Origin of the sequence: Desulfosalsimonas sp. (assembly GCF_046483245.1) — a bacterium.
In the GTDB taxonomy this organism is placed as follows: Bacteria; Desulfobacterota; Desulfobacteria; order Desulfobacterales; family Desulfosalsimonadaceae; genus Desulfosalsimonas.
This window is the reverse complement of record NZ_JAWODO010000141.1, coordinates 1-12564: the sequence shown is the minus strand read 5'-3', so window position 1 is coordinate 12564 and position 12564 is coordinate 1. Positions and strand designations below refer to the sequence as shown.

11 protein-coding genes are annotated in these 12564 nt (G+C 54.1%); 6 read left to right on the top strand and 5 right to left on the bottom strand.

Annotated features, from left to right (window positions below; all coding sequences use genetic code 11):
* The first annotated feature begins 27 nt into the window (after nt 1-27).
* The 4 genes from R6U41_RS12025 to R6U41_RS12010 are packed head-to-tail and all read left to right on the top strand — an operon-like array spanning nt 28 to nt 4104.
* Nucleotides 28-753 carry a pyridoxine 5'-phosphate synthase gene (locus tag R6U41_RS12025; RefSeq protein ID WP_410270076.1) on the top strand — a complete coding sequence of 242 codons (726 nt, stop codon included), beginning with the start codon at nt 28-30 and terminating at the stop codon, nt 751-753.
* Nucleotides 753-2345, top strand: a complete 1593-nt coding sequence (locus R6U41_RS12020) for an NAD(P)H-hydrate dehydratase (protein WP_410270075.1) — start codon at nt 753-755, stop codon at nt 2343-2345. Before R6U41_RS12025 ends, R6U41_RS12020 begins: the two co-directional genes overlap by 1 nt.
* Nucleotides 2323-2880, top strand: coding sequence for a tRNA (adenosine(37)-N6)-threonylcarbamoyltransferase complex ATPase subunit type 1 TsaE (tsaE, locus tag R6U41_RS12015; RefSeq protein WP_410270074.1), 558 nt, complete (start codon nt 2323-2325; stop codon nt 2878-2880). Before R6U41_RS12020 ends, tsaE begins: the two co-directional genes overlap by 23 nt.
* A 6-nt stretch (nt 2881-2886) precedes the next feature.
* Nucleotides 2887-4104, top strand: coding sequence for an aspartate kinase (locus tag R6U41_RS12010; protein ID WP_410270073.1), 1218 nt, complete (start codon nt 2887-2889; stop codon nt 4102-4104).
* A gap of 157 nt (nt 4105-4261) precedes the next feature.
* Here the strand turns inward: R6U41_RS12010 and pyrF are convergent, their stop codons facing one another.
* Nucleotides 4262-5005 carry an orotidine-5'-phosphate decarboxylase gene (pyrF, locus tag R6U41_RS12005; protein WP_410270072.1) on the bottom strand — a complete coding sequence of 248 codons (744 nt, stop codon included), beginning with the start codon at nt 5003-5005 and terminating at the stop codon, nt 4262-4264.
* 245 nt (nt 5006-5250) lie between these two features.
* Here pyrF and msrB point away from each other — a divergent pair, with 245 nt between their 5' ends.
* Nucleotides 5251-6312, top strand: coding sequence for a peptide-methionine (R)-S-oxide reductase MsrB (gene msrB / locus R6U41_RS12000; protein WP_410270115.1), 1062 nt, complete (start codon nt 5251-5253; stop codon nt 6310-6312).
* Nucleotides 6290-7606, top strand: a complete 1317-nt coding sequence (locus R6U41_RS11995; protein WP_410270071.1) for a lytic murein transglycosylase — start codon at nt 6290-6292, stop codon at nt 7604-7606. The genes msrB and R6U41_RS11995 overlap by 23 nt, the downstream gene beginning before the upstream one ends.
* 18 nt (nt 7607-7624) lie before the next feature.
* Here R6U41_RS11995 and R6U41_RS11990 read toward each other — a convergent pair whose 3' ends face one another.
* The 4 genes from R6U41_RS11990 to R6U41_RS11975 form a co-directional block, all read right to left on the bottom strand.
* Entirely contained in the window at nt 7625-8551 is a 927-nt protein-coding gene (locus R6U41_RS11990; RefSeq protein WP_410270070.1) for an EFR1 family ferrodoxin, read from the bottom strand.
* Nucleotides 8552-9026: 475 nt separating this feature from the next.
* Nucleotides 9027-9215, bottom strand: coding sequence for a hypothetical protein (locus R6U41_RS11985; RefSeq protein ID WP_410270069.1), 189 nt, complete (start codon nt 9213-9215; stop codon nt 9027-9029).
* Nucleotides 9216-9236: 21 nt separating this feature from the next.
* Entirely contained in the window at nt 9237-11717 is a 2481-nt protein-coding gene (locus tag R6U41_RS11980; protein WP_410270068.1) for an AAA family ATPase, read from the bottom strand.
* A 143-nt stretch (nt 11718-11860) separates the two neighbouring features.
* Nucleotides 11861-12564, bottom strand: a 704-nt coding sequence (locus R6U41_RS11975; RefSeq protein WP_410270067.1) for an ISL3 family transposase, incomplete at its 5' end; no start/stop codon positions are given.

The following is a 12564-nucleotide window of genomic DNA, read 5'->3' as shown; positions in this document are numbered from 1 at the left end:
AAACAAAGATAAAGAAAGGAAAAAACCATGGCCGGACTGGCAGTCAACGTGGATCACATTGCAACCCTGCGCCAGGCAAGGGGCGGTGCCACCGCTTACCCGGACCCGGTGCACGCGGCCGTGCTGGCCGAACTCGGCGGGGCTGACGGCATTGTGGTACATCTTCGCGAAGACCGCCGCCACATCCAGGACCGGGACGTATATCTGCTGAGAAAAACCGTGCAATCGCGGCTGATCCTTGAAATGGCGGCCACGAATGAAATGATCGCCATTGCTGCGGACGTCAGGCCCGATCTGGTGACCCTGGTGCCGGAAAAGCGAGCCGAGTTGACCACCGAGGGGGGCCTGGATGTGCGCGGCTTGGCAGAAGCCACTGAAAAAGCCGTTGAATCCCTTCACAGTGCGTCCATCCCGGTAAGCTTGTTTATCGACCCGGATGCCGGACAAATCCGCGCTTCCGCCTATACCGGTGCGGACATGGTGGAAATCCACACGGGCGCATTCTGCGAGGCCTGTGATCCGGCGGATAAAAAGGCCCTGTTTTCAGCCATAACAGATGCCGCACACCTGGCCCATGAGCTGGGCCTGGGGGTCAATGCCGGCCATGGGCTTTGCTACAACACCATCGGGTGGTTTGCCGGCACACAAACCATTGACGAATTCAGCATCGGCCATTCCATTGTCTCCAGGGCCGCCCTGGCGGGCATGGAAAAGGCCGTGCGGGAAATGCGCAAACTGATCAAGGAGTTGTGATGTATATCCTGACAGCCGATGAAATGCGGGAGATGGACCGGCAGACCATTAAAACCTTCGGCCTGCCCGGCCGGGTGCTTATGGAAAACGCCGGCCGCGGCGCGGCGCGCGCCATTTTTAATACCTGGCCGGAGATCTACAGCCACAGGGTGGCGGTTATCGCCGGAAAAGGCAACAACGGCGGAGACGGATTTGTGATCGCCCGCTACCTTGCCCAACACGGCGTGGACGCGGCCGTGTATCTGCTGGCTTCCCGGGACCGGCTCAGGGGGGATGCGGCCGCCAATTTCAAGCACCTTGAAACCCTGGGCATACCAGTCACGGAAATGGCCGATGACCTCACCTTCAGCCGATGCAAGGAGGAAATTGCGGGGTGTCATCTGATAGTTGACGCGATTTTGGGCACAGGGCTGGATTCCGAGGTAAAGGGGTATTTCAGAGACGTCATTGATTTCATCAATCAGGTGGCTGCACCGGTATTTTGCGTAGATATCGCCTCGGGCCTGCACACGGAAACCGGCCAGCCATGCGGCATCTGCGTAAAGGCCGATGCAACGGCCACGTTTGCCTTTGCCAAGCTGGGCCACATGCTGCTGCCCGGTGCCCGATACACTGGAAAACTGTTTATCATCGACATCGGCATCCCCACACACATTGTCCGGGCGGCAAATCCATGCCACCAGCTGCTCACCTCCGGTTGGATCCGCTCCCGGCTGCCAGTCCGGGACCAACAGAGCCACAAAGGGCAGACCGGCCACGTGCTGGTGGCCGCCGGCAGCACCGGCAAATCCGGGGCTGCTGTCATGACCGCCACTGCGGCCATGCGCACTGGCGCGGGCCTGGTAACCCTGGCCGTGCCTGAAAGCATCAACACCATCGTGGAGACCCGGGGCCTGGAGACCATGACCCACCCCCTGGCAGAAGCCCGGGGCGGAATTCTGGGCAAAGACAGCCTGGAGCCCATTGTTTCCATGCTTTCAGACAAGGCCTGCCTGGCCCTGGGCCCGGGCATGGGCACGGCAGACACCACCCGGGAACTGGTGTGCGCCCTGATTGAAAAAAGCCCTGTTCCCGTGGTGGCGGATGCAGACGGGTTAAACAACCTGGCCGGGCGCCTGGAGGTGCTGAAAAAAAAGCGTGCCGAAATCATTCTTACCCCGCACCCCGGGGAAATGGCCCGGCTGACAGAAACTTCCTCGGCGGAAATCCAGGCCGACCGGGTGAGGGCAGCCCGGAGCTTTGCCGAGGGCCACGGGGTGCACCTGGTGCTCAAGGGCGCACGTACCGTGATCGCCCATCCGGACGGCCGGGTTTTCGTAAATCCCACGGGCAACCCGGGCATGGCCTCCGGTGGCATGGGAGATGTGTTAACCGGCATGATCGCCGGATTTACCGCCCAGGGGGTGGCAGCTGATGCCGCCTGCCATCTCGGGGTTTACCTGCAGGGGGCCGCCGCAGACCTGCTGGCCAAAAAGCGCGGACCCGTCGGGTACATGGCCGGAGACGTGATGAATTATTTGCCGGAAACGTTTGGCGCCATTGATTCCGGCGCATTTACGGACATGGCCCATGACTGCCGACCCCTGCTCTGATCTGCCAAAAGATTTTCCCGAACCCCGGGCCGTATTAAAGACAAGCACCCAAAGCCACGCCCAAAGCTTTGACCTGGGCGCGGCCCTGGGCGCCTGCATCCGGCAGCAGAATCGGCAGGAGCCCTGCGTGATCGGTCTTGGCGGAGATCTCGGGGCGGGCAAGACCGTTTTTGTCCAGGGTCTGGCCCGGGGCCTGGGTGTGGATGAGCGCGCGGCTGTCACCAGCCCCACATACACCCTGATCAATGAATACTCGGGAGACCGCCGGCTGTTTCACGTGGATCTCTACCGCATTGACGGTAGCGGGGATCTCGAGGACCTGGGTTTTGACGACATATTTGAGGGTTCAAACGTGGTGGCCGTGGAATGGGCTGAGCGCCTGGATTTTGCCGATCTCAGGCCGGATATCTTCATCCGGATCCGGGTCTGCGGAAATAACAGACGGGATTTTGTCCTGAATTTTTATGGACCGGATGCCCCAAATCTGGTAGGAGCCTTACAAAAAACAAAGGACTTTCAATCTCTGCGAGGATAACGCGATATGGCGTTGATAGTGCAAAAATACGGCGGAACATCGGTGGGCGATCTGGACCGGATCCGAAACGTGGCCAAACGCGTGGCCCGAACCCGGGATGCGGGAAACGACGTTGTGGTGATTCTGTCTGCCATGAGCGGGGTCACCGATCAGTTGATATCCATGGCCGGCAATATCTGCGGCACCCCGGACTGCCGGGAAATGGACGTGCTTCTGGCCACAGGCGAGCAGACCACAGTGTCGCTGATGGCCATGACGCTTCAGGCCATGGGATACAAGGCCCGCTCCATGCTGGGCCACCAGGCCGAGATCATCACCGACAGCAGCTACAACCGCGCCCGGATCCAGGAAATCGGCGCCCGGCGCATCAAGGATTTGCTGGGACAGGGCAACATCGTGGTGGTGGCCGGATTTCAGGGCGTGGACGCCCAGGGCGATATCACCACCCTGGGCCGAGGCGGCTCGGATACCTCTGCAGTGGCCGTTGCCGCGGCCTTAAAGGCCGACCAGTGCGAGATCTACACGGATGTGGACGGCATTTACACGGCCGATCCCAACATCTGCGCCAAAGCGCGCAAGCTGTCGCGCATCGCCTACGACGAAATGCTGGAAATGGCCAGCCTGGGGGCCAAGGTCCTCCAGATCCGATCCGTTGAGTTTGCCAAAAAATACAACGTGCCCCTGCACGTCAGGTCATCGTTTAACGAGGAGGAAGGAACCATGGTGGTTCATGAAGATGCCAATATGGAAAAGGTCGTGGTCTCCGGGGTTACCCACAACAAGAACGAAGCGCGCATCACCCTGCGCAAGGTGCCCGACAAGCCGGGCATTGCCTCAAAGATCCTTGCCCCCATTGCCGAAGCCGGCATCGGGGTGGACATGATCATCCAGAACACCCGTTTGAGTCACATGACCGATCTGACCTTTACGGTTCCCAAATCCGACTTTGCCGCAGCCATGGAGATCGAAAAAAAGGTGGCCGAAGAAATCGGGGCGGAGGAAGTGCTCGGCGACGAGGATATCGCCAAGGTTTCGGTGATCGGGGTGGGCATGCGCAGCCACTCCGGGGTGGCCTCGAAAATGTTTGCCACCCTGTCTGCGGAAAACATCAACATCCTGATGATCTCCACCTCGGAAATCCGGATTTCCTGCGTTATCGAGGAAAAATACACGGAACTGGCCATTCGGGCCCTTCACACGGCATTTGATCTTGACAACGAGTAACGCGCCGCCAGGAGGCATTGCAAATCAGGCCATGAAAAGCTTTTCCCCTGACCAGCTCATCGTGGTGCTCATCGTGGCCGCAGTGATCCTGGCCCTGGTTTTCAAGCGGCTGTTTTTCGGCATTTAAGCCCGGGCTTTACCGCTGCCTGACCAGTGCTTAGGCGAGGCCGCCGCCCACGGCTTCACGGATTTCAGCGGCGATTTGTTCCACGGCTTTTCCGGGATCATCCGCATCCCGGATGGGCCGGCCGATGACCAGGTAATCCGCCCCGTTTTCCACGGCCTGCCCCGGGGTGACCACCCGCTTTTGATCGTCTTTTCCAACCGACCAGTCCGGCCGGATGCCCGGCACCATGGTGACAAAATCGCTGCCGAATTGGGCCTTGATAGCCGCAGCCTCGTGGCCCGAGCAAACAACCCCGGCGCATCCGGCATCCCGGGCCATCTGCGCCCGCTTCATGACCAGAGCCCCGGGATTATCGGCATAGGTCGGATCAAACCCGGCATTTTGCAAATCCTTTCCGGAAACACTTGTCAAAAGGGTTACTCCCAGCACGCCCACCCGGCCGCTGCTGCCGTTGACCGCAGCTTTGATCATGGCGGGAGATTCCCCGCAGTGCACCGTGGCAAAGACCACCCCGTCCCATGCGGCAATGCACTCCATGGCCCGGCCCACGGTGGCCGGAATGTCGTGGAGTTTCAGGTCCAGAAAGATATCTGAATCCCCGCATTCACGGATGGTTTCAATGATTTGCCCCCCGCCTGCGATAAACAGCTCCAGGCCGATCTTAAACATCCCCACCCTGCCCGAAAGCTGCCGGGCATATCCGGCGGCCTTGGCCACGGTGGGCAGATCCAGGGGAAACACGATACAATCGGTTGCTGTCTTGTTTTTTGCCATTGTCCCGCCTTTTTTTCCTTTTCAAATATCAATTCGGATCAAAAATATCAAACCATAGATTGCCGGATGCTGCATCCGTATTATCTTATTGGTCCAGACCCGGATTTATGCAAAAAGGCAAAGGAAGACCGCTGATGAAAACAAAAAAACAAATACTGACCTGCCTGCTGGTGATCACGGCTGCTGCGGTTTTTCTCGCCGGTTTTGAGACATCGCAACAAAAGGAGTCCCATGCAATGAACACAATGGATCAACCCGCAGAAACGCGCATTGCAACATTTGCCGGCGGCTGCTTCTGGTGCATGGTCCCGCCCTTTGAAAACCTTGAAGGGGTGAGTTCCGTGGTTTCCGGATACGCCGGCGGCAGTATGGAGAACCCCACATACGAACAGGTCAGCTCGGGTGCAACCGCGCACGTGGAAGCCGTGCAGATCACCTATGATCCGGCGCTCATCAGCTATGACCAGCTGCTTGAGATTTTCTGGCGCCAGATCGATCCCACAGACGCCGGCGGCTCGTTTGCCGACCGCGGCCCCCAGTACCGGTCTGTGATCTTTTTTCATTCAGATGACCAGAAAGACCGGGCAGAAGCCGCAAAAACCGCACTTGACGCATCCGGCCGGTTTCAGGCCCGGGTGGCCACCGAGATCCATCCCTATACCGCATTTTACCCGGCAGAAGCCTATCACCAGGATTATCACGAAAAAAACCCCCTGCGCTACAAGATGTACCGTTTCGGATCCGGCCGGGACCGATTCATTCAAAAGCACTGGCAGAAAAATGACGAACCAAAAGCTCATGGACCCGATGACATCCCGCCCGCGACGTCCTGGAGCCGGCCCCCTGACGAGGAGATCCGAAACCGGTTGTCAAAGCTGCAATATCACGTTACACAGGAAAATGGCACGGAACACCCGTTTGACAACGCTTACTGGGATAACACCGAGGCCGGTTTGTACGTGGATATCGTCTCCGGCGAGCCGCTTTTTGCCTCCACGGACAAGTACAAGTCCGGTACCGGCTGGCCCAGCTTTACCCGGCCGGTTGCCCCGGATGCAGTGGTGGAAAAAGCCGATGTGAGCCTGTTTATGACCCGCACGGAGGTGCGCAGCCGCATTGCCGACTCCCATCTGGGCCACGTGTTTGACGACGGTCCGCCGCCCACAGGCAAACGCTACTGCATGAACTCCGCGGCATTGCGCTTTATCCCGGCCCATCGGCTTGCAGCCGAAGGATACGGGGACTATAAAAAACTTTTTTCTGAAAACCAGGACAAAAAAACCAGTGCCACAGGTGCAACCCCCTGAAGAACTAAAGGAACCGGCACACATGATATTTCAATGCGTCAAAACGCGTGCAGCCGGCACGTTTTCATTTGGTCTCGCAGCAGCTGTGCTCGGCCTGGCCTTGGTTGCGGCTGCGGGCCTTCAGACCGCCTGCGCCGGGCAGCCCGGAAAAGTCAATGACTCTGTATCTGACCGAGATTTTTACAAATGGCTCGACGGACTGCGAAATGAGGCAAAAAAGGCGGGCATATCCGAAAAGACCCTGGATGCAGCCCTGGGCGATCTTGTTCCGGTCCGCCGGGTGGTGGAGTTAGACCGTCGCCAGCCGGAGTTCACCCGGAGCTTTCGAAGCTATCTGCGTCGCCGGGTCACCCGGAAGCGGATCTACCGGGGCCGGGCTCTGCTGGAAAAACACCGGGACCTGCTGGAAAATATTTATGATGAATACGGGGTGGCCCCGCGCTACCTTATTGCCTTCTGGGGTCTGGAGACCCATTTCGGCGATCACATGGGCGGGTTTCAGGCGGTTGAAGCCTTGGCCACACTGGCTTATGACCGGCGACGGGCCGATTTTTTCCGCGCCGAGCTCATCCACGCTCTGAAAATAATTGACCAGGGCCATGTGCGGCCGCAGGATATGACCGGCTCCTGGGCCGGGGCCATGGGGCACATGCAGTTTATGCCATCCACCTTTGACCAGTACGCCCTGGACTATACCGGAAACGGGCGCAAGGATATCTGGGACAGCCTGCCCGACGCCTTTGCCTCTGCAGCCAACTTTCTTTCCCACATCGGGTGGGAGCCGGATCAGATCTGGGGCCGTCAGGTCCGACTCCCAAAGGACTTTGACCTGTCCCTTGCCACCCTGGACAAGAAAAAAAGCGTGGAAAAATGGAAAAACCTGGGTGTGCAGGCCGCAGACGGCACAGCGCTTGCCAATACGGCCACGCAGGGATCGATTGTTCTGCCCCAGGGGGAAAACGGCCCGGCATTTCTTGTATTTGACAATTTCCGCGCGATAATGCGCTGGAACCGGTCTGTGAACTATGCCATATCCGTAGGCCACCTGGCAGACCGCATTGTTGGCCTGCCGCCGGTTTTTTTCCACCCGAATGCGCCCGATGAAACCCTTTCGCGAAATCAGATCATGGAAATCCAGCAGAACTTAAACCGCCTGGGCTTTGACGCCGGCAGGGCAGACGGCGTGCCGGGCCCGCGCACCCGGGCTGCCATCCGTGCCTTCCAGAAAAACCATAATCTGGCCGCAGACGGTTATCCTTCCGCAAAACTGCTTGAGCGCCTGCGCGCGCAATAGCTGCGCCGCGGGTTTGTGTTATTTCTTTTTTTTGTTTTCTTTATTTTTCAATTGCCGCTGCCATTGCTTATAAAGCGGGTCATTGAGATCAATGGTATCCGGATCAATGAGCCATCGAAATTCCCCTCGGGCAGCGGCCTTTTCCAGCTCTTTTCTGTACCGGGCGTAATTGGCCGGCGCCATTGCCACAAGCGGCTCCCAGTCGGCCTCCACCGATAGTGTCGGGCAAATGCTCACGCAGCGCCAGCAATAAATGCAGGGATCCTGAATGCGCGGTGGCTCAGCATCAATGTCGATGCCGCCGACCGGGCAGTTTTCCTCGCACAGGCGGCACTGGATACAGGTTTCCGTGTTAATGGTAAATTCGGGTATGATCCGGCTGATTTTCTCCCTGGTCATGGTTTTGCTCTCCTCGATCCACTCCTCGGAGGACACCGGGCCGGGCTCGGGAATCAGTCCATCATCACCGGTTTTTTGAATCTGCACGCTGCGCTCCACGATATTGTGGCCAAAGGCTTTTGCCTCCTGAAAGTCGATTTCATCCGGGTGGCCGGTGGTGTAGCTGGGATAGGGATAAAACGGAACCGTGAGATCCGCATAACTGTTGTGAAATCCGATGACCTTGGCGCCCTTTTTGGTCAGCTTCTCTGTGATGGAAGGGAAAAAATTGCCGATCACGTTGGCGTGGGTGCAGAACACAAACCAGTGCCGGCTATTTTGATCCGGCAATGTCTCAATGAAATCCTGCACATTGAGCGGCTCCTTATACCAGAACACCGGGGATCCGAGTCCTATGATGTCATATTCGGACAGGGATTCGGGGTCTGTCTCATTCAGGGTCTTCATCTCACATTGGCTTCCTGCCGCTGTGATGCCCTGGTAAATGCATTCTGCGATTTTGTGCGTATTGCCGGTCTGGGAAAAACAGATAATCAGTGCTTTCATATGAGGCTCCTTTCTGCGGTTATGTTTGTGCTCATTATTGCCTACCGGATACAGGTGCCGGGAATTCCTTTTTCCGCCCAGAAATACGGAAAAGATTTCATAGCCCAAAACACCGTGACCGCCCCATGAGCCGGGCTATGGAAAATGGCGTGGTGCCGGGAAAAAGGCTGCGCCAAGGGTGATTAAAAATGAACACATTGAAGTTAAAACAAAAAAATGGTGCCGGAGGCGAGACTCGAATATTCTCCGCCCCCAAAAAACAAAATCCTTGATACACGTGGCTTTACCTTTAAAATCAGCCGATTATATAGATTTTTCGTTCCTTCAATAGGTTCAATGAGTTCAAAAAATTCAGCCAATTTGGTTCAAAAGTACCAGGATTCTAACAGAGTTGGTACTGGCTCCATGTCGCGTCTCAAAAGATCAAAAATCTGTGAGACTGCTGCATAATAAAAACCACCGGCATGCACCGTGACTATTTTGCCAAATATTCTTCAACAATACGCTGTGCAATAAAAGGGGCTTTGCCGCCGGCCTGGTTGTTGATAAGGATGTTGCTTTCAATGCAATCCTCTACTGCTTTTTGCATTAGAACTGCCGTATCCTTTACCATCCGGGTCTGCAGCATCCCCTCTACGGGTTTTTCAAAGGGATTTGGATTCATTCACACCTTTAAATACCATGATCAAGCTGAGATCAGCTCCTTCAAAGCCGTTTGCCGTTGACTGATATCCTGATTCTTGACTGCCATTGCCAACGCCTTTCGCGTCCCAACAAAAAATGCATATTTCCTGGCCCTTGTCAGTCCAGTATACAAAAGATTCCGGAAAAACATCTTAAAGTGTTGAGTCAGCACCGGTATAATCACTATTTCAAATTCGCTGCCCTGCGATTTGTGAATTGTTACGGCATAAGCCAGATCCAGCTCGAAAATATTTTCTTTCTGATATAAAACACACCGGCTATCTGGAAAAAATTCAACTCTGCAAGTGAGCTCCTGGTTGTCAATTTTGGTGATAACACCGATGTCCCCGTTAAAAACACCCAGGTCATAATTATTCCTTCTATGAATGACCCGGTCCCCCTGCCTGAAAATTCTTTCCCCCACTTTTAACTGGCTGATCCCCTCTCTTGCAGGATTTGCTGTTTCCTGAATCACTCGGTTCATACTGACAGTCCCTAAACTCCCGCGGGTCATTGGCGAAAGGACCTGTATTTCACAATCACTGCCAAAATACTTCGGAATCCATTCAGTATAAAGCTTGCGGATCACATCAGAAGCCGAGAGGTTATAGTGCAGAGAGGACCACGGGTGAACCTTTTCTAATACCGCTATCAATTCTTCCACCCTGGTCTGGGAATTGTATACCTCCTCCACGTTCACATGCTGAAATTTCTTCGGGACTGTTACTTCCGTCTCATAAGGGGCAAGTTCATCATTAACGCGAAATTCATAGAGGTTGTCATCCGGTTTATGTTCCTGATCATGGGTATCAAACAGCCGCTTGACCCTATTTATAAAAGTGATTTGCTCCTTTGTGGCTTCATCGGAATCCATAAAGAAGCAGTCGGTACCATTTTGCCATATTTCGGGTTTATCAAAGGGGGAGTCGATGCGGGGCATGTTTCCCCTGTTAATCTGATGAGCATATTTGATAATCTGGGATGCTTGCGCCTGTCTGAAAATCTCAGTCAAACGGAAACAGGGTATTTTAGAGGATGCAATCATGTCTTTGATCACGTTTCCGGCACCGACCGAGGGAAGTTGATCTGCATCACCTATGAATAGCACCTGGCTGGTAGCCGGCACGGCTTTGAGCAAAGCTGCGGTCAAGCTGATGTCGAGCATGGAGCATTCATCAACAACCAAAAAATCAACATCTAAAGGATCTTCTTCATTTTTCTGGAAACCCCCAAGCTTCCATCCCAGTAACCTGTGGATGGTCTTTGATTCACGCCCTATTACATCTGTCATGCGCTGAGCTGCCCTGCCGGTCGGGGCAGCAAGCAATACTTTCAACTTCATCGCCTCAAGAAGGCGTACAATGGTCAGGGTGGTTGTTGTTTTGCCGCATCCGGGCCCACCGGTCAGAATGGAGAATTTTTCACACACGATGTTTTTTACGGCACGGGCCTGTTCATCACTCAAGGAAAGCTTGTTTGCCTGACAGTATCGGTTTATCCAGTCCTCAACGCGCTGTTTATCCACTTGGGGCGGGTTGCCGATGTTTCTGAGTCTTGTGGCGACATAGAGTTCATCAAAATAAAGGGACTTTGAATAAAAGCAGCGCTCTGTTTTATCGGAAAGCTCAAGCTCCCGGACCATCAGCAGCTTGTCTTGCTCCATCTGTTTTAGGTAATCACCAAGCCTGTCCGTTAAATCTAACTCCAGCAGCTCCTGCACCTGACTCAGGATCTGGGACTCTGTCAAAAAACAATGCCCGGATTCCCTGCTGGCTGCCAGAACATGTTTTATGCCGGCGGTGATTCGCTGGGGACTGTCTTTGTCCAGTCCGATACTGAGCGCCACCTTGTCGGCAGAAAAGAAACCAATGCCGTAAAAATCGTTGGCCAGCCGATACGGATCATCATTTACCAATTGTATGGCATCATCGCCATATTCCTTGTAAATGCGAACGGCAAAAAGGGTACTGATGCCATGAGACTGGAGAAACATCATCACGTTGCGGATTGCCCGGTGTTCAACCCAGGCAGTGTTGATCATCTCAAGTTTTTTATTTGCGATTCCCGGGACCTCAACGAGCTTTTCAATGTCGTTTTCAAAAATATCAAGGGTATTTTCCCCGAAGTGGTTGACGATTTTCTTTGCGGTTTTGGGCCCGACACCCTTTATCAGCCCTGAGCCCAGATATTTCTCAAGGGCGGCGGTTGTTGCGGGTTTTTTTTCAATTGCCTCAACAGCCTTGAACTGGCGTCCGTATTGTTTATGGTAGGTCCATGCCCCATTAAATTCCATGGTAGCACCGGCAAAGACTTTCATCTGATGAACAATTACGGTTTCAATTTGGTGGGGGTTGTCAAACGGGCGGACGCGCAGGATCGCCCATCCATTTTCCGGGTTATGAAATGTAACCCGGTCCACAATGCCGCTGATGGTTTCTTGAATTACGCCGGTATTAGTATTTAAAGAAGTCTGAAAGCTCATCTGTTATGTGATATCAAAGGTTTTAAAAAATGCTTTTTGCCATATGATGTGAAGGGCCTATATCTTGGTGGCAGATGTGCTTTTTGACAAAAGCCGCCGATCTGATCATGATATAATTTCCTCTTCAGGTCAATTTTTATGATTCATCCGGGAAATGCCGGGATGGATTCGTGAATAAAATATAATCGGAGCTTGAAGTACCAATTATCCCTGAAGCCGTATGCTTGGCGTTTGAGTGTTTTGATTTTATTGTTCATCCCTTCGAGCGGAGCGGTAGAGATCCGATGATTAAAATAAGCAAGAAGCCCTTGTCGATGCCGCTCTATGGTTTCAGCCAGTTTGGTAAAATGCTTTATGCCTAAATCTTTGGCCTGCGAGATCCAATGATCCAGGAAATTCCGGCCACTTTTTGCATTGTCGAAAGCCCAGAACATGCGGAGATCTTCTTTCAAAAGATAGGCCAGATAAAGGGGTTCATTGATTTCCGTTAAATCCATCAACCGATCAAAGCCATTTTTCGAAAGGTTTTCCATGCCCTTGAGCAAAAGAAACCGGCTTCCCTTGATGCATTGACGCTCGGTTTCATAAAGATCCCGGGCGATATCCCTGCGGGTTTCATCAATGGCCTGATTGACCATGGCCACCACATGATAGGGATCATGAACAATATCGACATCCGGGAACACTTCACGGACAGCTTTGATGTAAGCCGGGGACATGTCAATAGCCACTGCAGATAGCCGAACCTTTTTTCGTTTGAGTTTGTACAAGAAAGGCAATACTGCCTCAGCGTCCTTGCCTTCATTGACAAAAAGGATTTCGCCGGTCTCAAGATCAAGAACCACGG

What these genes read in the sequence shown, in the direction of transcription:
- R6U41_RS12025 (WP_410270076.1), top strand. Translation starts at nt 28, where the DNA reads ATGGCCGGACTGGCAGTCAACGTGGATCACATTGCAACCCTGCGCCAG.
- R6U41_RS12020 (WP_410270075.1), top strand. Translation starts at nt 753, where the DNA reads ATGTATATCCTGACAGCCGATGAAATGCGGGAGATGGACCGGCAGACC.
- tsaE (WP_410270074.1), top strand. Translation starts at nt 2,323, where the DNA reads ATGACTGCCGACCCCTGCTCTGATCTGCCAAAAGATTTTCCCGAACCC.
- R6U41_RS12010 (WP_410270073.1), top strand. Translation starts at nt 2,887, where the DNA reads ATGGCGTTGATAGTGCAAAAATACGGCGGAACATCGGTGGGCGATCTG.
- pyrF (WP_410270072.1), bottom strand. Translation starts at nt 5,005, where the DNA reads ATGGCAAAAAACAAGACAGCAACCGATTGTATCGTGTTTCCCCTGGAT.
- msrB (WP_410270115.1), top strand. Translation starts at nt 5,251, where the DNA reads ATGGATCAACCCGCAGAAACGCGCATTGCAACATTTGCCGGCGGCTGC.
- R6U41_RS11990 (WP_410270070.1), bottom strand. Translation starts at nt 8,551, where the DNA reads ATGAAAGCACTGATTATCTGTTTTTCCCAGACCGGCAATACGCACAAA.
- R6U41_RS11985 (WP_410270069.1), bottom strand. Translation starts at nt 9,215, where the DNA reads ATGAATCCAAATCCCTTTGAAAAACCCGTAGAGGGGATGCTGCAGACC.
- R6U41_RS11980 (WP_410270068.1), bottom strand. Translation starts at nt 11,717, where the DNA reads ATGAGCTTTCAGACTTCTTTAAATACTAATACCGGCGTAATTCAAGAA.